Annotated in this window: 21 protein-coding genes; 8 read left to right on the forward strand and 13 right to left on the reverse strand. The window is 53.5% G+C overall.

The features are described 5' to 3' along the window. Positions 1-15: 15 nt before the first annotated feature. The 4 genes from ftsP to FCH32_RS15310 form a co-directional block, all read right to left on the reverse strand. Positions 16-1,428 carry a cell division protein FtsP gene (gene ftsP / locus FCH32_RS15295; RefSeq protein ID WP_115257481.1) on the reverse strand — a complete coding sequence of 471 codons (1,413 nt, stop codon included), beginning with the start codon at positions 1,426-1,428 and terminating at the stop codon, positions 16-18. 71 nt (positions 1,429-1,499) lie between these two features. Then, positions 1,500-2,237, reverse strand: a complete 738-nt coding sequence (gene plsC / locus FCH32_RS15300; RefSeq protein ID WP_115257480.1) for a 1-acylglycerol-3-phosphate O-acyltransferase — start codon at positions 2,235-2,237, stop codon at positions 1,500-1,502. A gap of 195 nt (positions 2,238-2,432) precedes the next feature. Further along, on the reverse strand, positions 2,433-4,691 hold the full coding sequence (gene parC, locus FCH32_RS15305; protein WP_096755658.1) for a DNA topoisomerase IV subunit A: 2,259 nt from the start codon (positions 4,689-4,691) through the stop codon (positions 2,433-2,435). Positions 4,692-4,820: 129 nt separating this feature from the next. Beyond that, entirely contained in the window at positions 4,821-5,213 is a 393-nt protein-coding gene (locus FCH32_RS15310) for a YgiW/YdeI family stress tolerance OB fold protein (protein ID WP_137363341.1), read from the reverse strand. Positions 5,214-5,366: 153 nt separating this feature from the next. Between FCH32_RS15310 and qseB the strand changes: the two genes are divergently transcribed. The 4 genes from qseB (at position 5,367) to FCH32_RS15330 (ending at position 8,407) form a co-directional block, all read left to right on the forward strand. Beyond that, complete coding sequence (gene qseB / locus FCH32_RS15315; RefSeq protein WP_096755656.1) at positions 5,367-6,026, forward strand: quorum sensing response regulator transcription factor QseB; 660 nt, start codon at positions 5,367-5,369, stop codon at positions 6,024-6,026. Beyond that, positions 6,023-7,372, forward strand: coding sequence for a quorum sensing histidine kinase QseC (qseC, locus tag FCH32_RS15320; protein WP_174361166.1), 1,350 nt, complete (start codon positions 6,023-6,025; stop codon positions 7,370-7,372). Before qseB ends, qseC begins: the two co-directional genes overlap by 4 nt. Positions 7,373-7,480: 108 nt before the next feature. Next, complete coding sequence (locus FCH32_RS15325; protein ID WP_117342677.1) at positions 7,481-8,062, forward strand: NAD(P)H-dependent oxidoreductase; 582 nt, start codon at positions 7,481-7,483, stop codon at positions 8,060-8,062. A gap of 30 nt (positions 8,063-8,092) precedes the next feature. Continuing rightward, entirely contained in the window at positions 8,093-8,407 is a 315-nt protein-coding gene (locus FCH32_RS15330; protein WP_096755653.1) for a putative quinol monooxygenase, read from the forward strand. Between the two features lie 94 nt (positions 8,408-8,501). Here FCH32_RS15330 and FCH32_RS15335 read toward each other — a convergent pair whose 3' ends face one another. Genes FCH32_RS15335 through FCH32_RS15345 form a run of 3 tightly spaced genes read right to left on the reverse strand, consistent with a single transcriptional unit; the run spans position 8,502 to position 12,815 of the window. Further along, positions 8,502-9,692, reverse strand: coding sequence for a glycoside hydrolase family 88 protein (locus tag FCH32_RS15335; RefSeq protein ID WP_174361167.1), 1,191 nt, complete (start codon positions 9,690-9,692; stop codon positions 8,502-8,504). A gap of 23 nt (positions 9,693-9,715) precedes the next feature. Continuing rightward, a complete protein-coding gene (locus FCH32_RS15340; RefSeq protein ID WP_096755651.1) occupies positions 9,716-10,984 on the reverse strand; it encodes an oligosaccharide MFS transporter in 1,269 nt (422 codons plus the stop codon). A 10-nt stretch (positions 10,985-10,994) separates the two neighbouring features. Then, positions 10,995-12,815 carry a DUF2264 domain-containing protein gene (locus FCH32_RS15345; protein ID WP_174361168.1) on the reverse strand — a complete coding sequence of 607 codons (1,821 nt, stop codon included), beginning with the start codon at positions 12,813-12,815 and terminating at the stop codon, positions 10,995-10,997. A 165-nt stretch (positions 12,816-12,980) separates the two neighbouring features. Between FCH32_RS15345 and FCH32_RS15350 the strand changes: the two genes are divergently transcribed. After that, positions 12,981-13,832: a helix-turn-helix transcriptional regulator gene (locus tag FCH32_RS15350; RefSeq protein ID WP_174361169.1), complete on the forward strand. Its 852-nt coding sequence runs from the start codon at positions 12,981-12,983 to the stop codon at positions 13,830-13,832. 99 nt (positions 13,833-13,931) lie between these two features. Here the strand turns inward: FCH32_RS15350 and parE are convergent, their stop codons facing one another. From parE to nudF, 5 genes are read right to left on the reverse strand one after another with little or no spacing between them, the layout of a single operon-like run. After that, positions 13,932-15,824, reverse strand: a complete 1,893-nt coding sequence (gene parE, locus FCH32_RS15355) for a DNA topoisomerase IV subunit B (protein ID WP_096755648.1) — start codon at positions 15,822-15,824, stop codon at positions 13,932-13,934. Between the two features lie 28 nt (positions 15,825-15,852). After that, positions 15,853-16,434: an esterase YqiA gene (gene yqiA, locus FCH32_RS15360; RefSeq protein WP_115257472.1), complete on the reverse strand. Its 582-nt coding sequence runs from the start codon at positions 16,432-16,434 to the stop codon at positions 15,853-15,855. Then, complete coding sequence (cpdA, locus tag FCH32_RS15365; RefSeq protein WP_096755646.1) at positions 16,434-17,261, reverse strand: 3',5'-cyclic-AMP phosphodiesterase; 828 nt, start codon at positions 17,259-17,261, stop codon at positions 16,434-16,436. The genes yqiA and cpdA overlap by 1 nt, the downstream gene beginning before the upstream one ends. Positions 17,262-17,285: 24 nt before the next feature. Continuing rightward, positions 17,286-17,708, reverse strand: coding sequence for a DUF1249 family protein (locus tag FCH32_RS15370; protein ID WP_096755645.1), 423 nt, complete (start codon positions 17,706-17,708; stop codon positions 17,286-17,288). Further along, positions 17,705-18,337, reverse strand: a complete 633-nt coding sequence (nudF, locus tag FCH32_RS15375; protein WP_096755644.1) for an ADP-ribose diphosphatase — start codon at positions 18,335-18,337, stop codon at positions 17,705-17,707. Before nudF ends, FCH32_RS15370 begins: the two co-directional genes overlap by 4 nt. A gap of 199 nt (positions 18,338-18,536) precedes the next feature. Here nudF and tolC point away from each other — a divergent pair, with 199 nt between their 5' ends. The 3 genes from tolC (at position 18,537) to FCH32_RS15390 (ending at position 22,016) form a co-directional block, all read left to right on the forward strand. Beyond that, positions 18,537-20,024, forward strand: coding sequence for an outer membrane channel protein TolC (gene tolC / locus FCH32_RS15380; RefSeq protein WP_137363335.1), 1,488 nt, complete (start codon positions 18,537-18,539; stop codon positions 20,022-20,024). A 148-nt stretch (positions 20,025-20,172) separates the two neighbouring features. Beyond that, positions 20,173-20,850 (forward strand): DUF1190 family protein, encoded by a 678-nt coding sequence (locus FCH32_RS15385; RefSeq protein WP_096755642.1) that lies wholly within the window; start codon positions 20,173-20,175, stop codon positions 20,848-20,850. A 5-nt stretch (positions 20,851-20,855) separates the two neighbouring features. Further along, positions 20,856-22,016: a glutathionylspermidine synthase family protein gene (locus tag FCH32_RS15390; protein WP_096755641.1), complete on the forward strand. Its 1,161-nt coding sequence runs from the start codon at positions 20,856-20,858 to the stop codon at positions 22,014-22,016. Positions 22,017-22,101: 85 nt separating this feature from the next. Here the strand turns inward: FCH32_RS15390 and ygiD are convergent, their stop codons facing one another. Next, a complete protein-coding gene (gene ygiD, locus FCH32_RS15395) occupies positions 22,102-22,890 on the reverse strand; it encodes a 4,5-DOPA-extradiol-dioxygenase (protein ID WP_174361170.1) in 789 nt (262 codons plus the stop codon). Positions 22,891-22,984: the final 94 nt, after the last annotated feature.

Below are 22,984 nucleotides of genomic sequence, written 5' to 3' on the forward strand. Positions count from 1 at the left end.
ATATCAATAAATTAGCTACGGCGCTGGGTTCACCAGCATCTGTCCGATCGAGCCACGATCGGCCATTTCCAGCGTCTGACTGTTAAAGTAGAACGGGAAATGCGCCCAGGAAGGCTGTCCGTAATACACCAGCAGCTCAACCTGACCATCCACCCAAACGGTATCTTTCCAGCCCCGGTCTTCCGGGAACGGCATCGCGCCGTTCACATTGCGGATCAGGAAAGAGACGCCTTCGATATGGAAAGACTGCGGCATATCCGCCCGCACCGTCCAGCGCTCCCAGGAGCCCTGCTGAGCGGTAATGTCCATGCGGTTTACATCCCACAACTGCCCATTAATGCCGGGATCGTCATCAAGGCTGATCTCACGACTGCGAATCGGTGAGCCGCTTAAAATTTCCGTAGGTAACAAACGCATCGGCAGATTGTCGGTCACCAGCGGCAGCAGCCCGGTCGGGCGCAGGGTCAGTACCAGCGTGGAAATCAGAATACTGGAGGGCTCGAAGAAGCCGCGGATTCGGTCGACAATGCTGGCCGCCTCACCACAGGTGATCGACACTTCATCGCCGTTGGTCATATCCACCAAAATCTCACGACGTTCACCCGGGGCCAGCGAGAGTTGCTTCACCGAAACCGGCGCGGGTAAAAAGCCCTGATCGCCGGAAATCACATGCAGCGCGCGGCCGTCACTCATTTGCAGCTGGTAACGACGCGAGTTCGACGCATTGAGTAAACGCAAACGCACCCAGCCGCGAGACACTTCCACATACGGGCTTTGTGCCCCGTTAACCAATAGCGTGTCACCAACAAACCCGCCGCTGCCCGGCTCGCTGTATTCAGGCGTGCCGAAGTTATCCAGCCGCTTGTCCTGAATAATGACCGGAAAATCATCCACGCCATAATGGTTGGGAATCGGCAGCGACTTACTGACTTCATCTTCAATCAGCCACATACCAGCCAGACCGTTATAGACCTGCTGCGCGGTACGGTTCGGCGTATTGGCGTGATACCACAACGTGGCGGCGTCCTGGCGAATGGGCAATACCGGCGCCCAGTCCGCATTCGGTGACATCATGCGTGCCGGCCCGCCCATCAGTGGGCCAGGAACCTGCAGCCCGGCGACGGTCATTGAAACATTCTCGGTAAGACGGTTGCTGTAAATAAGCTTGACGTCATCCCCTTTCCAGACGCGGATGGTCGGCCCCAGGTAACGCCCGTTAATCCCCCAGACCGGCGCGCGGGTGCCTTGCGTAAAGGACCAGTGAGCGCGTTGCAGGGTCATAAATAGCGGCTGTCCACGGCGAGACTCCAGCAGCGGTGGAACAGGTAACGGTTGTTGCTGACCGGCAGCATTAGCCTTCAGCGGAATAGCACCTGCACACAGTGCGATCCCCGATGTCTGAATGAACTGACGCCGACTGAGTGACATATAAGCTCCATGTAAAACTGGCGATTAACACGCAGGAAAGTATTTCCTGTAACAAACTCGGATGGCGCGAATCACACCTTACCGGTAGCTTCACGCTCGGCAACTTCTTTGTCGAGTTCGGCGATTTTTTGTTCCATTAACGTGCGGCAATGCGCGGCCAGTTCACGAACCTGATCCTTACCATAGTGGCTGATATCTACTGGCGGTAACATCTCGACGATCGCCAGACCATTATTTAATCGGTTAAGTTTAATCTTATTTGAGGTCGTTGAGACGCACACCGGGATCACCGGAACACCCGCGGCAATTGCCGCATGAAACGCGCCAGTTTTAAACGGCAGCAGACCACGGCCACGGCTACGCGTACCTTCCGGGAACATCCAGATAGAGATACGACGTTTTTTAAAATGATTAACGACCGTCGCAATGGTGCTGTGCGCTTTGGCGCGATTGTTTCTGTCGATCAACAGGTTACCGGTGAGCCAGTACAGCAGGCCGAAGAACGGGATCCACAGCAGGCTTTTTTTACCGACCGTAACCGTCGGTGGTTGCACGATCTTCGCGGCGGTAACCATGTCATAGTTATTCTGGTGGTTACAAATATAGATAGCGTTGCCGTAGTCCTTTGCGTCCGGCGGCATGCGGCATTCCACCTTCAGGCCGTACAAGGGGGCCAGTCGACCAAACATATGGCCAAACGTTGAGACGTGTTTAGGATTTCGTGGGCTGAACAGACAATATATACAACCAAAAACACAGACCAGAATGCAGTAAATTACGGTAATGAATAAACGAAAAATATATAGCATAACAACCTCTAAGGCCTAAGAGCCTGGCATTTTACGTCACCAGATGCAGAACCCTGCGTCAGGTTAGGGCTTTGTTAAGAGCGGCTCTCTGGAAAAGCGTATTGTTAATCGCAATGCACGAATAAACAACGGTTTCACGGGAATTTTTAATGTTGACTCTCCCTGCGTAAAAGCAGGGAGAGTCAGACGACAGCGTTATTCTTCGCTGTCGCCCTGACCGGCACGTCGTGGTGAGTCAATTTCGATACGGTCGATGCGCTGTAAACCGCGCATCAGCGTACCGCGACGCCCACGCTCGCCGGTCACCTTCTGCAGTTCTTCAGGACGCAGTTTAATTTTGCGTTTACCAACGTGAATGGTCAGCGTACTTTGCGGAGGCAACACGTAGAGGTGCGCCAGCCCATCATCCCCTTTCGCCGCTTCTGCAGACGGAATGTTGATGATCTTGTTCCCTTTCCCTTTCGACAATTGCGGCAGATCACTGACCGGGAACATCAGCATACGCCCGGCATGGGTGATCGCCAGCAGCATGTCGCTTTCATCTTCAAGCACCACCGGCGGCATCACATGCGCGTTCTCCGGTAACGTAATCAATGCCTTACCTGCACGGTTGCGCGCCACCAAGTCATTGAAGGTGCAGACGAAACCGTAGCCAGCATCGGAGGCCATCAGCAGTTTCTGGTCATCACTTTCCATCAGCATATGCTCAACCGTCGCTCCCGGTGGTAGCGTCAGCTTACCGGTCAGCGGTTCACCCTGACCACGTGCCGACGGCAGCGTAATCGGGTCGATGGCATAGCTGCGCCCGGTTGAATCCACGAACACCACCGGCTGGTTGCTCTTGCCCTTCACCGCCGCCTTGTAGCTGTCACCCGCCTTATAGCTTAAGCCCGGCGCATCAATGTCATGGCCTTTGGCGCTACGCACCCAGCCGCTTTGCGACAGTACAATGGTGACCGGCTCAGACGGCAGCATGTCGTGCTCGCTCATCGCCTTCGCTTCTTCGCGCTCTTTCAGCGGAGAACGGCGATCGTCGCCATAGGCATCTGAGTCTGCCTGCAGCTCTTTCTTCAGCAGGTTACTCATCTTGCGCTCAGAGGCCAGAATGCCCTGCAGCTGATCGCGTTCTTTCGCCAGCTCGTCCTGCTCGCCACGAATTTTGATCTCTTCAAGTTTGGCAAGATGACGCAACTTCAGTTCGAGGATGGCTTCAGCCTGGGTTTCAGAAATGCCAAACCGCGACATCAGCTCAGGCTTCGGTTCATCTTCATGACGAATGATTTCAATCACTTCGTCAATGTTGAGGAACGCCACCAGCAAACCTTCGAGGATGTGCAGGCGCTTGAGGACTTTTTCCAGACGATAGTTCAGACGACGACGCACGGTATCGCGGCGGAACGCCAGCCATTCGGTGAGGATCTCCAGCAGGTTTTTCACCGCCGGGCGACCGTCGAGGCCAATCATGTTCAGGTTGATGCGGTAGCTTTTTTCCAGATCGGTGGTGGCAAACAGGTGGTTCATCACCTGCTCCATATCCACACGGTTGGAGCGCGGCACGATCACCAGACGGGTCGGGTTTTCGTGATCTGACTCATCGCGCAGATCGTCCACCATCGGCAGCTTTTTATTGCGCATCTGGGCGGCAATCTGTTCCAGCACTTTGGCACCGGAAACCTGATGTGGCAGCGCGGAAATCACCACCGCGCCATCTTCTTTGGTCCAGACCGCACGCATACGCACGGAGCCACGTCCGTTTTCGTAAATCTTACGAATTTCTGCACGCGGGGTAATGATTTCGGCTTCAGTCGGGTAATCCGGTCCCTGGACGATATCCAGCAGCTGATCCAGCGTCGTTTTCGGCTGCTCAATCAGCGTAATCGCCGCTTTTGCCACTTCACGCAGGTTATGTGGCGGAATGTCCGTTGCCATGCCGACCGCAATACCGGTGGTGCCGTTCAGCAGAATATTCGGCAAACGCGCAGGCAGCATCTTCGGCTCCTGCATGGTGCCGTCGAAGTTTGGCACCCAGTCCGACGTCCCCTGGCCGAGTTCCCCCAGCAGCAGTTCCGCATATTTAGACAGTCGAGATTCGGTATAACGCATCGCCGCGAACGATTTCGGATCGTCCGGTGCCCCCCAGTTCCCCTGCCCGTCAACCAGCGGATAACGGTAAGAGAACGGCTGCGCCATCAGCACCATCGCTTCATAGCAGGCGCTGTCGCCGTGTGGGTGGTATTTACCCAGTACGTCGCCGACGGTACGGGCGGATTTTTTAAATTTGGCGCTGGCATTCAGCCCCAGTTCGGACATCGCGTAAACGATGCGTCGCTGAACGGGTTTCAGACCATCACCAATAAACGGCAACGCCCTGTCCATGATGACGTACATGGAATAGTTCAGATAGGCGTTTTCCGTGAATTCATGCAGCGCAAGGCGCTCTGCCATATCGCTCATTAATCGTGGTTCCTCAACTGTTAGCCCGAACAATACCCGGTATTCGTCAGGCAATATTGCCGCAGATACTACCCTATCTGGCGAGTTGAGTCACAAAGAAAAGGGCCGCGAACGCGGCCCTGATGGGGATTATTTGGTGACTTTGGTAATCTGTTTTACGTCGATTTCAACGGAGTTCCAGTCTTTATCCACTTCGCCCTGGATTTCTACGACATCCTGCGGCGTGACGGTTAAACCGTTCCAGCGCTTGTGGTCGATATCCACGTTCACCGTGCCAGATGCATCTTTAAACAGGTACAGATCGTCGGAGATACGCTCGACGATATTACCGCGCAGGGTAACCCAGGCATCATCACGCAGCGATTTTGCACTTTCTACCGTCGTACTGCTGCCATTCGGACCCACAAATCCGCCCGCCTGGCTTTGCGTCGCCGTTGGGCCAGAGAATCCGCCCTGCTGCGCTGCCAGAACAGGTGCGGAACACAGTGCCATCACGGCAACCATTGCAGCTAATTTTTTCATCTTCATGTCTCCCTTATCATGTTGTTTCACGACTATTTAATAAGTTAATCCTTAACAACTTCTTAAGGCAAAAAAAGATTCTTTTTTTGCTGTACATCCCCGGTTGACACAAGGTTTACTGGCAGCCAACTGAGTGAGCGCAGGGAAGAACATATGCGTATTTTACTGGTAGAAGATGACGCGTTGATTGGCGACGGTCTGAAAACGGGCCTGAGTAAAATGGGGTTCACCATCGACTGGTTTACCGAAGGTCGTCAGGGTAAAGAGGCGCTTTACAGTGCGCCTTATGACGCGGTGATCCTCGACCTGACGCTGCCGGGTATTGACGGCCGCGATATCCTGCGCGAATGGCGCACAAAAGGAAAACAGGAGCCGGTGCTGATTTTAACGGCCCGCGACGCGCTGGCAGAACGTGTGGAAGGTCTGCGCCTCGGTGCGGATGACTACCTGTGTAAACCCTTTGCACTGATTGAAGTGGCCGCCCGACTGGAAGCGCTGGTACGTCGCGCCAGCGGTCAGGCTACCAGCGAACTACGCCACGGTCAGGTGACGCTTAATCCCGGCGCACTGGTCGCCACGTTCGCAGGCGAGCCATTGTCGCTCAAGCCGAAGGAGTTCGCACTGTTGGAACTGCTGATGCGTAATAAAGGGCGCGTCCTGCCCCGTAAACACATTGAAGAAAAACTGTATAACTGGGACGAAAACGTCTCCAGCAATGCGGTTGAAGTGCACGTCCATCACTTACGCCGTAAGCTCGGCAGTGATTTTATCCGCACCGTGCACGGCATTGGTTACACCCTGGGTGATGCATGAAATTCACACAACGCCTCAGCCTGCGCGTCAGGCTAACGCTTATCTTCACCATTTTGGTGCTGGTGACCTGGCTGATTTCCAGTTTTGTCGCCTGGAAGCAAACCACCGACAACGTCGACGAGATGTTTGACACGCAGCTAATGCTGTTTGCCAAACGGCTGGTCACGCTGGATCTTGACGAACTAAAAGCCTCTGAGCGCTTTGCCCAAACGCCAAAGAAATTCAAACACGGCCATATTGACGACGATGTGCTGACCTTTGCGGTCTACACCCCGGACGGAAAAATGGTTCTGCACGACGGCGACAATGGTCAGTACATTCCCTATAGCTATCGCCGGGAAGGGTTTGACGACGGCTATCTGAACGGTGACAACGATAAATGGCGCTTTATCTGGCTGACTTCAGCAGATAAAAAGTACCGGGTCGTGGTCGGTCAGGAGTGGGAATACCGCGAAGATATGGCGCTGGCGATTGTGACGGCCCAGCTGGTGCCGTGGCTGGTCGCCCTGCCGTTGATGCTGCTGATCCTGATTGTACTGTTAAGTCTTGAACTTAAGCCGCTGAAAAAGCTGGCGCAGGCTTTACGTTTGCGCGATCCGGAATCTGAAGAACCGCTGAGTCTGAAAGGCATTCCCGGCGAGGTTCGCCCACTGGTTGAGTCGCTCAATCAGCTGTTTACCCGTATTCACACCACCATGGTACGCGAGCAGCGCTTTACCTCAGATGCCGCGCACGAACTGCGTAGCCCGCTGACGGCGCTCAAGGTTCAAACCGAAGTGGCGCAACTGTCTGACGATGACCCGCAGTCACGACAAAAAGCGCTAATGCAGATGCAGGCAGGTATTGACCGCGCCACACGCCTGGTCGATCAGCTGCTGACGCTTTCGCGTCTCGATTCGCTCAACAATCTTCAGGATGTCGCCGATATCTCACTCGAAGAGTTACTGCAATCCGCCGTCATGGATATCTACCACCCGGCACAGCAGGCCCACATCGACGTGCGCTTGCAGATTAACGCTCACGACGTTAAACGCACCGGCCAACCGCTGTTGCTTAGCCTGATGGTCCGCAATCTGCTGGATAATGCAATCCGCTACAGCCCGCAGGGTAGCGTCGTGGACGTGACGCTCAACAACCACTGTTTCAGCGTCAAAGATAACGGTCCGGGCATTGCGCCAGAGGTATTACTGCACATTGGTGAGCGTTTCTATCGTCCACCGGGACAAAACGCGACCGGCAGTGGGCTGGGCCTGTCGATCGTCCGGCGTATTGCGACGTTGCACGGTATGTCCGTATCATTCGCCAACGCCGCGGAAGGTGGATTTGAAGCCAAAATCAGCTGGTAGCGTTGAATTATTGCGCTACCAGCAAAAGACTTTGCACATTTTGCTAATTTCACCGCACCGATCATCGGCGTAAAATCGCTCTCAAACGTAATTCTTTGAGGACACAACATGAGCAACATTCTGATTATCAATGGCGCTAAAAAATTCGGCCATTCCAATGGTCAGTTGAATGACACCCTGACCGAGGTCGCGGACGGTATCCTGCGCGACCTCGGACATGATGTTAGAGTCGTGCGCGCAGACAGCGATTACGACGTACAAACAGAAGTGCAGAACTTTGTCTGGGCTGACGCCGTTATTTGGCAAATGCCGGGCTGGTGGATGGGTGCACCGTGGACAGTGAAAAAATACATCGATGATGTGTTCACTGCAGGGCACGGTACGCTGTACGCCAGCGATGGTCGCACACGTTCTGATGCCACTAAAAAATACGGTTCTGGCGGCCTGATTCAGGGCAAAAAATACATGTTGTCCCTGACCTGGAATGCACCGATGGAAGCCTTTACTGACAAAGATCAGTTCTTCCACGGCGTCGGCGTTGATGGCGTTTATCTGCCGTTCCATAAAGCAAACCAGTTTTTAGGTATGGAAGCGCTGCCGACTTTTATCACCAATGATGTGATTAAAATGCCGGATGTCCCGCGTTATATCGCAGAATATCGCAAGCATCTGACCGAGATTTTTGGTTAACTAGTTACCTGGAATTAGAAGGAGTTAACCATGCTTACCGTTATTGCAGAAATCCGTACACGTCCAGGTCAACACCACCGCCAGGCGGTGCTGGATCAGTTTGCTAAAATCGTTCCAACCGTCCTGAAGGAAGAAGGCTGTCATGGCTACGCGCCGATGGTCGATCACGCCGCGGGTGTGAGTTTTCAAACCACAGCGCCGGATTCAATCGTGATGATTGAACAGTGGGAAAGCATTGCGCACCTTGAAGCGCATTTGCAAACCCCGCATATGAAAGCTTACAGCGAAGCCGTGAAAGGTGATGTGCTGGACATGAGCATTCGTATTCTGGAATCAGGTATTTAAGGTTGTTGATGTACCGGATGACGTCGCCCGCGACGTATCCGGTCTACACACGATCTGTAAGCCCGGTAAGCACAGTGCAACCGGGCCAATAAACTTACCAGTACAACTTCCAGCACTGCGTAAAACGGGTTAACGCCTCAACGTAAAAGTAATCTCCCCAGCTTGCGCACTCATCGACCCCTTTATTGCTCGCAAGATGGTAAACCGAGTGTTTCAGTAGCCCGTTGCCCTTCTCATCTTTGCCCATCAGATAATGCTGCGTCAGCGATGACATGATCCCCATCGCCCACTGTTGATAACGTTCACGATCTGGATCGGTCACCGGCAGGTGTTTAATCAACTCCAGCAGGCCACATACCGCAATGGCCGCCGAAGAAGAATCACGCAGCGCATCGGTGCCCACCAGCGCCAGATCCCAGTGACAAACGGCATCATCCGGCAGGCGATTGAGAAAGTAGTTGGCCAGTTTTTTCGACAGCTGTACCATCTCGCGATCGCCGGTATAGATATAGCTCAACAGAAAACCATAAATCCCCCACGCCTGCCCACGCGACCAGCATGAATCATCAGCGTAACCCTGCTGGGTATTACCGTAGCGCGGCGCGCCGGTTTGCACATCCATGTAGTAGGTATGGAACGTCGAGGCATCTTCACGGATCAGATATTTCGCCGCCTGCGCCACGTGCGCTTTTGCCGCATTGGCAAAGCGCGGATCGCCCGTCTGTTCACTGGCCCAGTACAGCAGCGGCAGGTTCATATTGCAGTCAATGATCATCCGACCGGCCTGCTCGGGATCGCGGAGATCGCCCCATGCCTGAATGATCTGCGCCTTCTCGTGAAAACGTTCGAGCAGCGCTTCTGCCGCCATCAGCGAAAAACCGCGCGCATCGCGATTGCCCGTCAACCGCCAGGCCGCCACACAGGAGAGCGTGTACAGGAAGCCCAGGTCGTGGGTGTTGGTGTCATGACGCCCGGCAATACGCAAACCAAATGAGCGCACGTGCTTTTCGGCCATTTCACGAAATGTCGCTTCACCGCTCATTTCCCACGCCAGCCACAGTTGCCCAGTCCAGAAACTGGTGGTCCACTCCACATTATCCGTCAGCGGGTAATAACCGTTGACGCAGGTTTCGGCAGGATAGTATTCACCGAATTCCGTTAAATGACGGCTAAGCAGCTCGAGGACATGTTCCCTGGCACCATTCATTTGTTCCTGAAAGGCTGCGGTATTAAGCGGGCTACCAGGAAAAGCGCGCAACGTTTCCTCAACGATATGCTTTAACATATTTTGGTTCCTTATTACGTAGATTATCTTGTCGCGTTATTTTCGGCGATATCGAGCGCGGTATTATTGCGACGTTTACTTTGGCAGGCGGATAAGGTAAATGCCGAAATCAGCGTAAAGGTCAGCGCAATAATACCCATAATGATATAGGTCTTTTCAAAACCAATTCGGTCATACATTAATCCGGCAGGTGAAGACACCACCACGTTGCCAACATACAGCATCGCCTGATAACCCAGTAAATACATGGTTGCGTTGACGCGTTTATCAAAATGTTCGGCAATGTATTTAAAGACAGAAACCAGCAATAAACAGATTTCCAGGCCATACAACGGTTTTAGCACTGAAATTAACAGATGCGAGTCGCACAGTCCGGAGATAACCAGACGCGCGCCGACCAGTGCCCCGACAATCAGCAATCCTCGCTTCGCGCCGATGTAGTTAACGAACAGCGGGATCACCATATACATGATAAATTCCATACCTGACTGCACGGTGCCCAGATATCCGAATACCGCATTGCCTTTATGCACATCAGCAAAGAAGGTGACAAAATAACGCGAGAATTGCTGTTCGGCGATAAACATCATCCACGCCACGCCTGCGACATACAGGCAAAACGCCCAAAATTTGCGGTTACGCAGCAGCGCGTAAACATCCGCAGGAGAGATTTTATCTTTGGTCAGTACCTCTGAGGCATTGGCTGAATTTACGTTCACTTTCAGGCTTAGCAGGACAATCAGCATTACCACCGACGCCACGCTACCTAACATAAAGTTATACGCCGGAGAGAGGTTAAACAGCAGCCCCGAGAACGACGACGCGACTGCCCAACCGAGCGATCCCCACATGCGGATTTGCCCAAACTCCATGCCGTTTAAACGACTGTAGCGGTCAGAATAGGATTCGCAGGCAGCCACACCGGCGTACCACGCAAAGCTTAAGTAAATTGCGCCGACAATAATACCCAGCAGGGTATTGGAGATTAATAGCGGCTGATATACATAAATAAAAAACGGTGCCATTAATGCCGACATAATCACGACAAAATAGAGCAGGTATTTACTCATACCGATTCTGTCAAGGATATAGCCATAAATCGGCTTCAGTATCACCGAGAAAATACCGTTCACTGCAAATACGGTACCGATAACCGTCCCACTTAACTGCGCTTTCTGCCCCAGCCAAATGGCCAGCAAACCAATACTGGCCGACCAGGTAAAGAAATAAAGAAAAATAAAGCTACTAATTTTATAATATTCTGTTCTGTTACTCGCTGAACTCTTTTTCATACCATCCTCGCTATAAAAAGAACGACAACTGACGTGCACCGTCAGGTTCGCGAATAACGACCTGGTTACGGTTAATTTGCAGCAGTGGGACCGTGAGCACGTTTTTTTGCTTGCCGCTGGCATTCACGGCACAGCACAGCCAGCTCTCGCCCGGCAGGATCTCGGTGGTCAGCGTCGGAATAGCCGCGCACTCAGCAAACATAATGCTGCTGTTAGGCGGCGTGACCACATTGTCCGGCTGGCGGATGATGACAGGTGACAGATCCACAATCGCACTGGTCCCGTTACGCGCTGCCAGCAGACATCCCCGTGCGCTGAGCTGCGGCTCTGTCTTCATCACTGCAAAGCCCCCTTCTACCGTTTGCAGCGTTCTCGCACTGTGAATGCGGTGCAAACGAATATGCCACTCGCCAAACGGCACCAGCCAGGTCTCAATACTGACGTCATGCCACGGCGACCAACGGGACCAGAGATAATTTTCATCAACGCGAACGTCATCGCACTGACGACGTCCACGGAAGTAATTATCGCCATCTGCCAGCAGCAGCATGGAATCGCACGCCGCATGTTTGATGCCGTAGCGCCCGCGCTCAATGGTGAAGCCAAAACGGCTGGAGTAGGCAAATTTGGTGTACTTGGCCTCGGTATTCACATAGTTGTTCAGCTCAAGCTGGCCTGACGCCAGCATCGTGACATGCGCAGAATCTTCGCTGTGTTGCAGGATCTGCCCGGCATGGGTAATCACCCGTTTTTCGTCAAGCACCGGGAGCGGCAACTCTTCAGCCTGCCAGAACGCGTGATCGTCTGGTAACGCGAGGATCAAAAAGACTTTCAGTGCCCAGTACGGCGATCCCGGCGAATTGTAGTCTTCACACATCGCCAGGTTTGGATAGGCAAAGCCCAACGTCAGGATGCCGTCTCGATCAAAAATCGGCTGCTGTTGCCACCAGCGCAGATGGCGCAGGATCACCCCTTTGATAACCCCGGGTGAGAACACATCCAGTTCAGCAAAGGCCACCGCACTCCAGAAGGCGACCATGGCAAATCGGTAGGTCAGGCTGCGACCAAACGGCACCGATGCCCCGTCGGCGGCAGACATAAAGATAAAATCCGCGGCAAACAGCCGGGAACGTTCACGCAACGTAGCGGCGCGACGGGTGTCCTCCGGGCTGAGGGTGGCATACAGCAGGCCATAAAAATGAAAGGCCATGGAGATGTAATAATCTTTAGGTCGCCCGGGACCGTCGGAATACCAGCCATCGCCGAGGTAGTAGGCGTCCATCATCTCAAATCGCCGATCGATAGCCTGTTGGTCAAACGGTAATCCTGCACGTTTAAAGCCAAGCTGCACGATAATGGCGAAATAGTTCCAGTTGCTGTCCGGCATCTGAGCATCGGTAATTTGATTCAGCCAGCGGTGCAGATTGTCCTGCTCCATTGCGCTGAACATCCCGGTTAAACGCGTCTGCAATAACGCCAGGCCCAGACCATACGCCGCCATCTCGACCAGACGCTGATCGTAAGGACCGGTATCCCCCCAATAGTGCGAGCTGTGGGGATCGGTGCCGAGTTTTATCGCCTGAATATATTTGTCGGCAAACGGCACATCCGCCCCGCCGGCCATCAGCGGAAATAGCCCCCACAGCGCTCGGGAAAGCCCTTCCATGCAGGCAATATCCACGCTGTAATGCGCGCAGGTATCACCGAGAGAAAACTGAGCCTGTCCCGCTGGGAATTGCTTGTCGAGTGCCCGTAAAAGGGTATTAACGGCACGCGTAACGTCTTCGCGGGATGACAATGGATTTGATTTTTCTTCAGTTGCCGACCACATACTCTGCCCCTCTGAATTAAGTGGCTAAAGAATAGTGAATGGCAGACAAGCAGAAATGTTACTTCAATCACACCACAAACATTAAAATAAAACAGTGATTGAAGAAATTTAAAAATAGGGTTTATAAACAGGAATTCGCCGGCAAAAGTTTAAATTTATTGCACTATGAACTTATCTTCCCCTCAAGAGTACCTGGAGCTGATTGCCCTCAACGACGCGGTGGTGTCGTTCAGTCGTTTATTTGCCAATACGGTTCGTTATCACCATTGGCATCAGTGTCTGGAAGTGTTGTACGTGGAAGAAGGGTTTGGCGTGGTGACGGTCGATCATAAGCAATACACCATGCGTCCAGGGCGGATGTTCTTTTTCCCGCCGTTTACGCTGCATAAAATTTTTGTCGACGAGCAGGTGCGGGACCGTTATCGGCGGACCATTATTCATCTCGATCAGCACGCGGTGCTGAAGGTGTTACGCGACTTTCCACTTCATCAACAGCGTCTACAACACCTGAGTGTACGCGGGAGCGAGGCGTGGGTCATCGACGCCGCAGACGTCCATACGCACATTGATTTTCTGTTCAACCGCTATGCAAAACTAGCCGCGCAGAAACCGCTTAACACTGAGCACGTTGCCTGCCTGTTATTGAATTTATTCAGCCTGTTACCCGAAGATAACGTCAATATGCATGATAGTGATACGGGGATGGCCAGCCAGGTGATGTTCTGGCTTGATGAGCACTACATGCATAAATTTAGCCTGGTGACGCTGGCACAAGCGTTAGGAAAATCAAAAAGTTATGTTTCTCGGCGTTTTCAGGTAGAAACAGGCGAGAGCATCCTCGGGTATCTCAACACGCTGAGGTTGAGAAAAGCCTGCGAGGCGCTGTTACACAGTGAGGCAAGCGTCAGAGAGATTGCGCAAAAAGTGGGGTTTTCTGATGTGACTTATTTTATCAGCGCCTTCGGAAAAGGCATTGGCGAGACGCCGTTACAGTACAGGAAGCGGCATAAGCCGTAACGCCTGATGGCGACGCTAACGCGTCTTATCAGGCCTACGGGCACAATGCGAATGTAGGCCGGATAAGCGAAGCGCTATCCGGCATTCACAACATCATGCTTACCCTTCGAGATCCGCCAGGTCGCCTTTCTCCTGCAGCCAGTTACGGCGATCTTCTGAGCGCTTCTTCGCCAGCAGCATATCCATCATGGCGTTGGTACGCTGATCGTCTTCATCATCAATGATGAGCTGCACCAGGCGACGGGTATTTGGATCCAGCGTGGTTTCGCGCAACTGCATCGGGTTCATTTCACCCAGACCTTTAAAGCGCTGGACGTTCGGCTTGCCTTTCTTACGCTTCAGCTGCTCCAGTACGCCCGCTTTCTCTTCTTCCGTGAGCGCGTAATACACTTCTTTCCCGAGGTCGATACGGTACAACGGCGGCAGCGCTACGTAGACGTGTCCGTGTTTGACCAACGTGCGGAAGTGCTTCACAAACAATGCGCACAGCAGCGTAGCAATGTGCAGACCATCGGAGTCCGCATCCGCGAGGATACACACCTTGCCGTAGCGCAACTGGCTGAGATCGTCGCTGTCCGGATCGATACCGATCGCTACCGAGATATCGTGAACTTCCTGGGAGGCCAGCACTTCATCAGAAGAGACTTCCCAGGTGTTCAGGATCTTACCCTTCAGCGGCATGATCGCCTGATACTCACGATCGCGCGCCTGCTTGGCCGATCCGCCCGCCGAGTCACCTTCCACCAAGAACAGCTCGGTGCGGTTAAGATCCTGTGCGGTACAGTCCGCCAGCTTACCCGGCAGTGCCGGACCGCTGGTGAGCTTTTTACGCACCACTTTTTTCGCTGCACGCAGACGACGCTGAGCGCTGGAAATCGCCATTTCCGCCAGCAGCTCTGCTGACTGCACGTTCTGGTTCAGCCACAGGCTAAAGGCATCTTTTACCACCCCAGAAACGAACGCCGCGCACTGGCGCGAAGAGAGACGCTCTTTGGTCTGGCCGGCAAACTGTGGATCCTGCATCTTCACGGACAGCACGTAAGCGCAGCGATCCCAGATATCCTCCGCCGACAGCTTCACGCCGCGCGGCAGGATATTGCGGTATTCACAGAATTCACGCATCGCATCCAGCAGACCCTGACGCAGGCCATTGACGTGCGTCCCGCCCTGCATGGTTGGGATCAGGTTAACGTAGCTTTCGGTCAGCAGTTCACCGCCTTCCGGCAGCCACAGCAGCGCCCAGTCCACCGCTTCCGTATCACCGGAGAACGTCCCGACAAACGGTTTTTCCGGCAGCAACGGCAGGCCGTTCACCGCTTCGCTCAGGTAGTCGGTCAGGCCATCGGCGTAGCGCCAGGTCTGTTCGGTATCGTTGACCTTATCCTTGAAGATGATCTCCACGCCCGGGCAGAGTACCGCTTTGGCTTTCAGCAGATGGCTCAGGCGAGAAGCGGAGAAACGTGGGCTGTCAAAGAAGCTTTCATCCGGCCAGAAGTGCACGCTGGTCCCGGTATTGCGCTTTCCACAGGTGCCGGAAACGTGCAGGTCTTCGACCTTTTCACCGTGTTCAAAGGCGATACTGTGAATCTGACCATCACGACGAACGGCCACTTCAACACGTTTTGACAAGGCGTTAACCACCGAAATCCCCACGCCGTGCAGGCCACCGGAGAACTGGTAGTTTTTGTTAGAAAACTTACCCCCTGCGTGCAAACGGCAAAGGATCAATTCAATGGCCGGGACGCCCTCTTCCGGGTGGATATCGACGGGCATGCCACGTCCGTCATCAATGACTTCCAGTGATTGATCGGCATGAAGGATAACCTCGACACGTTTCGCGTGCCCGGCCAGCGCTTCATCCACACTGTTATCAATAACTTCCTGCCCCATATGGTTAGGACGAGTCGTATCTGTGTACATCCCCGGGCGGCGGCGAACCGGCTCAAGCCCAGTGAGTACCTCAATGGCATCAGCGTTATAAGTTTGCGTCATGGTTTAAATTAGCAATTCGAATTGATCGTCAAAAACTGTGCAGTCCAAGGAAATCGACAATCTGGTTGAAATAATCTTCGAAGCCTGTGAATGCGTGGTTTCCGCCCTCAATAACAGTTTGACGGCAGGAGGCGTAATACGCCACCGCCTGGCGGTAGTCCAACACTTCATCGCCCGTTTGTTGTAGCAGCCAGAGCAAATCCGGCGCCTCCAGCGGGTCAATCTGCATGACTTTAAGATCGTAAATATGGCGAGACTCTAGCACATATTGCTGGCCCGTGTAGGGGTTCTCGTTTTGGCCAAGGTAGTCGACCAGCAGTTCGTAAGGCCGCACCGCAGGGTTCACCACCACCGCAGGCAACATAAAACATTGCGACAGCCAAGTGGCGTAATAGCCCCCTAAAGAGGAGCCAACAATCCCCAGCGACTCTCCGCCATGCTCAAGGACTATTGATTCCAGCATCTCTGCCGCTTGGGCAGGATACGGTGGCAGCTGCGGTACGATCATCTCAACGTGCGGGTGGTGCTCTGCCAGCCAGCTTTTCAGCAGACACGCCTTCGCCGAGCGAGGAGAGCTATTAAATCCGTGTAGATAGAGAAGCGTAGACATCAGTAGCCTTCTGAAGCGGTATCAGGGTGGAACCGAATTCCCGGCAGACGGCACACCTGAGTGTGCAGCGAACCATCAGCAAAAAGTTCCAGCGTACGCCAGCCGGGACTAATGGTATCTAACGTAAAGTTGGCACAATGCGGCTTGAACTGCACGCATGTCGACGGCGTAGCCAGCAGGCGGCGACCGTTCCAGTCGAGATCCAACTCCTGATGAATATGTCCACACAGCAGATACTTCACGCGCGGATAGTTCACCAGCACGTTGTCCAGCTCAGCAGCATTGCGCAGGCTGTGCTGATCGAGCCAGCTACAGCCCGAAGGCAGTGGGTGGTGATGCAAAAGCAGCAAGGTATTCCGTTCAGGCGCATCGGCAAGTTTTCGCTCCAGCCATTCAAGCTGGAACTCACTTAATTCTCCGTGGGGAACGCCAAAAACCTGGCTATCGAGCAGCAAAATTTGCCACTGTTCACCAATGAAGACGCGTTTCGCAGGCGAAATTCCGGCGTCCTGCAGGGCGCTGTACATGGCTGGCTGAAAATCATGATTGCCAGGTAACCAGACGCAAGGCGCACGAAAGCTTGCGATACCCTCAGCAAAATGCTGATACGCCGCAGCGGATTGATCCTGCGCTAAATCGCCTGTCGCCACGATCAGATCGAAGTCGGTCGACTCAGCATGTATAGCGTCCAATACGCACTGATAGCTGTCCCAGGTGTTCACTCCCAGCAGCGTTTCATGCTTTTCGGCAAACAGGTGAGTGTCTGTAATTTGCAAGATCCTGACTCTGGCCTCACCAGCCAAAGGAAGGGTTAACAGGCTTTCCAAATGGTGTCCTTAGGTTTCACGACGCTAATAAACCGGAATCGCCATCGCTCCATGTGCTAAACAGTACCGTAACCAGTCGGCCAGGAACTGATTAATTTGATGCTTTTCGTCGCGTTGATGCAACTTTTTATTTGGGTAATCATACCGCGCTTTGAAGCGAAAGATCTGCTGACTTGAACACACTTCAGCCACCCTCGCATCATGATACAGGCGGACGGTAAGCGATGGCAGGCTCCAGTAAGTGACAGCAGGCGCCGTCTGTTCGATCGCAACCAGCGTAGTGTATCGGGTCGATTCAACAATCGTTAACCGATATTGTGCGTTTGCCACCTGATAGCTCACTGTTTCGCCGACCACATCATTTCGCGGCAACAGACGGCGCAGTTGCGAAAAGTTGGTTTCGCACAGGCGCATCATTTCAGGGAAATCAGGTGTATAACGCTTCATTTTTTCCACTCAGTTTTTAACTCTTGATAGTGCAGCTGCAACCATTGCAAGGCGATGACAGAAGCCGCGTTGTCGATTTTTCCCTCTTCCACCCACTGATAAGCCTGTTCCCGGCTTACAACATGAACGCGAATATCTTCGTTTTCATCCGCCAGACCGTGGATCCCGCTTGCGGTCGTGGCGTCCACTTCGCCGACCAAAATGGACAGGCGCTCGCTCGTGCCGCCGGGGCTTGCCAGATAGCTCAGCACAGGTTTGGTTCGTTTTACGTCCAGTCCGGCTTCTTCCATCGCTTCACGGCGGGCAACGTCCTCAACGGTTTCACCTTCTTCGATCATCCCGGCGACCATTTCCAGCAGCCACGGGCTTTCGCTGGTATCAAATGCCGCAATACGAATCTGCTCAACCAGCACAACTTCGTCCCGCTCAGGGTCAAAGGGTAGCAAGACCGCCGCGTGTCCGCGCTCAAAAATTTCGCGCGTGACTTCCTCACTCATTCCACCGTTAAACAGGCGATGGCGGAACCGATAAAGATCCAGTGAAAAAAAACCGCGGTATAGCGTTTCTCGTGCAATAATTTCTACATCATTTTTCGTGAAAGTCATTGGCAAGCTGTCTGGTTTACGCATTGTGCTGTCCTGATACCAATAGTGATTAAAATGTGAATTTCAAGGTCGTTTGACTGCTGTTTGGGCGCCCTTGTGTTAAATTGATGCAAATTAACGCCGTATGGCACGTAACGCCAACTTTTTGAAGTGGTGGATTCTGCTAGAATCAACAATTATTTTTACCATTTGATCAGCGCTAAATACTGCTTCACAACAAGGAATGCAAATGAAGAAATTGCTCCCCATCCTTATCGGCCTGAGCCTGTCGGGGTTCAGTACTTTGAGCCAGGCAGAGAACCTGATGCAGGTTTATCAGCAAGCACGCCTGAGCAACCCGGAATTGCGTAAATCCGCCGCCGATCGCGATGCTGCATTCGAAAAAATTAACGAAGCGCGTAGTCCGTTACTGCCTCAGCTGGGCTTAGGTGCCGATTACACCTACAGCAATGGCTACCGTGATGCAAACGGCGTGAATTCCAACGCCACCTCTGCTTCGTTAACCCTGACTCAGTCTCTGTTTGATATGTCGAAATGGCGTGCCCTGACGCTGCAAGAAAAATCAGCGGGCATCCAGGATGTGACCTATCAGACCGATCAGCAAACGCTGATCCTGAATACCGCCACGGCCTATTTTAAAGTATTGAACGCGATTGATGTGCTGTCATACACCCAGGCACAGAAAGACGCAGTTTACCGTCAGTTGGATCAGACTACCCAGCGTTTTAACGTCGGCCTGGTCGCCATTACTGACGTACAGAACGCCCGTTCACAATACGATACCGTGCTGGCAAATGAAGTTACCGCACGTAACGATCTGGACAACGCGGTGGAAGAGCTGCGCCAGGTTACCGGCAACTACTACCCGGAACTGGCCTCGTTGAACGTTGACGGCTTTAAAACCAACAAGCCGCAGGCGGTGAATGCACTGCTGAAAGAAGCCGAAAATCGCAACCTGACCTTGCTGCAGGCGCGTTTAAGCCAGGACCTGGCGCGTGAACAAATTCGTCTGGCGCAGGACGGTCACCTGCCGACGCTGGATTTAACCGCCTCTACCGGTGTTTCTGATACCTCTTACAGCGGCTCTAAAACCCGCGCGGCAACCGGTACTCAGTATGACGACAGCAATATGGGTCAGAACAAAATTGGCCTGAATTTCTCGCTGCCGCTGTACCAGGGTGGCATGGTTAACTCGCAGGTGAAACAAGCACAGTACAACTTTGTGGGCGCGAGCGAACAGCTGGAAAGTGCGCACCGCAGCGTGGTACAGACCGTACGTTCATCCTTCAATAACATTAATGCGTCCATCAGTAGTATTAACGCGTACAAACAAGCGGTTGTCTCTGCACAAAGCTCTTTGGACGCGATGGAAGCCGGTTATTCCGTTGGTACACGTACCATCGTGGATGTGTTGGATGCCACCACCACGCTGTACAACGCCAAACAGCAGTTGGCTAACGCACGTTATACCTATCTGATTAACCAGTTAAACATCAAATCTGCGCTCGGTACGCTGAACGAACAGGATCTGGTGGCGCTGAACAATACACTGGGCAAACCGATTCCGACCGCGCCTGACACCGTCGCGCCGGAAAACACACAGCAAGACGCTGCAGCAGACGGCTATACCGCGAGCAACAACGCGGCAGTCGCTCAGCCGACGGCAGCACGTTCAACCAGCAGCACCGGCAACAATCCGTTCCGTAACTGATGGTGATGACGGGGCTTCGGCCCCGTCTGAACGTAAGACAACGTAAAGATCCGCCCCTTCTTCCGCATTCTCGCCTCTTCCCGCTTCAATTTCGACCAGTCATCCTCTATTCTGAGCAGTATTTACCACTGGGTCCTGGAAGACATAAATGAAACGGACAAAATCTATACATCACGCGTCGTTCCGCAAAAGCTGGAGCGCACGCCACCTGACTCCTGTTGCCCTGGCTGTTACCGCCGTTATTATGCTGGCGGGCTGTGAGCAGAGCGACGAAACAGTATCGCTTTACCAAAATGCGGACGACTGCTCGACGGCGAATCCGGGTAAAAGCGCTGAATGTACAACCGCATTCAACAACGCGCTGAAAGAAGCTGAGCGCACGGCGCCGAAGTACGCCACCCGCGAAGACTGTATCGCTGAATTCGGCGAAGGTCAGTGCCAGCAGGCACCTGCACAGGCCGGTATGGCACCAACGGGTGAAGGCCAGGCTCAGGCGCAGAATCAAAGCAGCGGCAGCTTCTGGATGCCGCTGATGGCAGGCTACATGATGGGCCGCATGATGGGCGGCGGTATGGGCGCTCAGCAGCCGCTGTTCAGCTCGAAAAATCCGGCCAGCCCGGCCTACGGCAAATATACCGATGCTGGCGGCAAAAACTACGGCGCAGCAACGCCGGGCCGTAGCATGACCGTACCGAAAACCGCCATGGCGCCGAAACCGGCAACCACATCAACCGTCACGCGCGGCGGCTTTGGTGAATCTGTCGCCAAACAAAGCACCATGCAACGTAGCGCCAGCGGTACCACCACGCGTTCAATGGGCGGCTGATCCACATGGAAAGAGTCAGTATTGTTGAGCGCCCGGACTGGCGCGAAAAAGCCACCGAATACGGTTTTAACTTTCACACCATGTACGGCGAACCGTACTGGTGTGAAGACGCCTACTACAAGCTCACGCTTGCACAGGTCGAAAAGCTGGAAGACGTCACCGCTGAACTGCACCAAATGTGCCTCAAGGTGGTTGAAAAGGTCATCGCCAGCGACGAGCTGATGACCAAGTTTCGTATTCCCAAACACACCTGGGGATTTGTCCGCCAGTCATGGCTGACTCAGCAGCCGTCGCTCTATTCCCGCCTCGATCTGGCATGGGATGGCATCGGTGAACCTAAGCTGCTGGAAAACAACGCCGATACGCCAACCTCGCTGTACGAAGCTGCATTCTTCCAGTGGATCTGGTTAGAAGATCAGCTCAATGCCGGGAACCTGCCGGAAGGCAGCGATCAGTTCAACAGCCTGCAGGAAAAGCTGATTGAACGCTTCACCGCGCTGCGCGAACAGTATGGTTTTCAGCTACTGCACCTGACCTGCTGTCGTGACACCGTCGAAGATCGCGGGACCATCCAGTATTTGCAGGATTGCGCGGCCGAAGCAGAAATCGCCACCGAATTCCTCTATGTCGAAGATATCGGCCTCGGTGAGAAAGGTCAGTTCACGGACTTAGAAGATCAGGTGATTGCCAACCTGTTTAAGCTCTATCCGTGGGAATTTATGCTGCGCGAGATGTTCTCTACCAAGCTGGAAGATGCCGGCGTTCGCTGGCTGGAACCGGCCTGGAAGAGCATCATCTCCAACAAAGCGCTGTTACCACTGCTGTGGGACATGTTCCCGAACCATCCGAACCTGCTGCCTGCGTATTTCGCCGAAGACGACTATCCACAGATGGAAAAATTCGTCGTGAAACCGATCTTCTCGCGTGAAGGCGCTAACGTGTCGATCGTTGAGAACGGTAAAACGATCGAATCGGTGGAAGGCCCGTACGGTGAAGAAGGTATGATCGTACAGCAGTTCCATCAGCTACCGAAGTTTGGCGATAGCTACGTGCTGATCGGCAGTTGGCTGATTAACGATCAGCCAGCCGGGATTGGCATTCGCGAAGACAGAGCGCTGATCACTCAAGATCTTTCCCGCTTCTATCCGCATATTTTTGTCGAATGAATGAAAGTGCCGGGTGGCGGCTCTGCCTTACCCGGCCTACGACACGAACTGTAGGCCCGATAAGCGCAGCGCCATCGGGCATTAATCATCCAACCTGCACCGACAGCATACTCAGACTGCCCATCTCAATGCCGTCCACAGGAATTGTCACGGGTTCTTTTCCATCCCACGCGCCTAATACGTAAAGCAGCGGCAGATAGTGATCCGCCGTTGGATTCGACAACGATCCGCCTTCATGATCCAGATAGTTGACCAGCGGATGTTGTTCAACCAGTCCCTGCCATGTCAGGTTGGCCTTCACATAATCGTTGAATGAGGACGCCCACGGGTATGGCGTATTTTCACCGTGCCAGCGTGCCGTGCGCAGGTTATGTACCACGTTACCACTGGCCACCAGCATAATACCTTCGTCGCGCAGCGCCGCCAGCTTACGACCCATTTCAAAATGCCAGGCGGCCGGCTTCGTGCTATCAATGCTTAATTGCACCATCGGGATGTCGGCATTCGGGTACATCTTGATCAACACGCCCCACGACCCGTGGTCAAAACCCCAGGCTTCTTTGTCTAAGGCGACAGGGACGGGAGACAGCAAATCCACCAGATGCTGCGCCAGTTCTGGCGATCCCGGCGCCGGATAATGTGTGTCATACAGAGCCTGCGGAAAACCACCAAAATCATGAATCGTTTTCGGTGCTTCCATGGCAGTTACGCCAGTGCCACGGGTAAACCAGTGCGCCGAAACCACGACTATGGCTTTCGGGCGCGGCAACGTTTCCCCCAGTTGCTGCCAGGCACGGGTATAAACGTTATCTTCCAGAACATTCATCGGGCTGCCGTGCCCCAAAAACAATGCTGGCATACGAGTTGAAGACATGATGATATCCTTACTGAGGGAGTCATTTTGATATCATCACAATACGCTTTTTCGGTTGATGAAGAACTCAGATAACCATGATGAAGATCATCAG

It is taken from the genome of Citrobacter gillenii, from assembly GCF_013337685.1.
GTDB lineage: Bacteria > Pseudomonadota > Gammaproteobacteria > Enterobacterales > Enterobacteriaceae > Citrobacter > Citrobacter gillenii.

Coding starts and splice junctions, on each gene's coding strand:
- parE (WP_096755648.1), bottom strand. CDS start 15,824: ATGACGCAAACTTATAACGCTGATGCCATTGAGGTACTCACTGGGCTT.
- parC (WP_096755658.1), bottom strand. CDS start 4,691: ATGAGCGATATGGCAGAGCGCCTTGCGCTGCATGAATTCACGGAAAAC.
- ygiD (WP_174361170.1), bottom strand. CDS start 22,890: ATGTCTTCAACTCGTATGCCAGCATTGTTTTTGGGGCACGGCAGCCCG.
- yqiA (WP_115257472.1), bottom strand. CDS start 16,434: ATGTCTACGCTTCTCTATCTACACGGATTTAATAGCTCTCCTCGCTCG.
- FCH32_RS15390 (WP_096755641.1), top strand. CDS start 20,856: ATGGAAAGAGTCAGTATTGTTGAGCGCCCGGACTGGCGCGAAAAAGCC.
- plsC (WP_115257480.1), bottom strand. CDS start 2,237: ATGCTATATATTTTTCGTTTATTCATTACCGTAATTTACTGCATTCTG.
- FCH32_RS15310 (WP_137363341.1), bottom strand. CDS start 5,213: ATGAAAAAATTAGCTGCAATGGTTGCCGTGATGGCACTGTGTTCCGCA.
- FCH32_RS15385 (WP_096755642.1), top strand. CDS start 20,173: ATGAAACGGACAAAATCTATACATCACGCGTCGTTCCGCAAAAGCTGG.
- FCH32_RS15335 (WP_174361167.1), bottom strand. CDS start 9,692: ATGTTAAAGCATATCGTTGAGGAAACGTTGCGCGCTTTTCCTGGTAGC.
- FCH32_RS15340 (WP_096755651.1), bottom strand. CDS start 10,984: ATGAAAAAGAGTTCAGCGAGTAACAGAACAGAATATTATAAAATTAGT.
- FCH32_RS15370 (WP_096755645.1), bottom strand. CDS start 17,708: ATGAAGCGTTATACACCTGATTTCCCTGAAATGATGCGCCTGTGCGAA.
- tolC (WP_137363335.1), top strand. CDS start 18,537: ATGCAAATGAAGAAATTGCTCCCCATCCTTATCGGCCTGAGCCTGTCG.
- nudF (WP_096755644.1), bottom strand. CDS start 18,337: ATGCGTAAACCAGACAGCTTGCCAATGACTTTCACGAAAAATGATGTA.
- FCH32_RS15330 (WP_096755653.1), top strand. CDS start 8,093: ATGCTTACCGTTATTGCAGAAATCCGTACACGTCCAGGTCAACACCAC.
- FCH32_RS15325 (WP_117342677.1), top strand. CDS start 7,481: ATGAGCAACATTCTGATTATCAATGGCGCTAAAAAATTCGGCCATTCC.
- qseC (WP_174361166.1), top strand. CDS start 6,023: ATGAAATTCACACAACGCCTCAGCCTGCGCGTCAGGCTAACGCTTATC.
- FCH32_RS15350 (WP_174361169.1), top strand. CDS start 12,981: ATGAACTTATCTTCCCCTCAAGAGTACCTGGAGCTGATTGCCCTCAAC.
- qseB (WP_096755656.1), top strand. CDS start 5,367: ATGCGTATTTTACTGGTAGAAGATGACGCGTTGATTGGCGACGGTCTG.
- ftsP (WP_115257481.1), bottom strand. CDS start 1,428: ATGTCACTCAGTCGGCGTCAGTTCATTCAGACATCGGGGATCGCACTG.
- FCH32_RS15345 (WP_174361168.1), bottom strand. CDS start 12,815: ATGTGGTCGGCAACTGAAGAAAAATCAAATCCATTGTCATCCCGCGAA.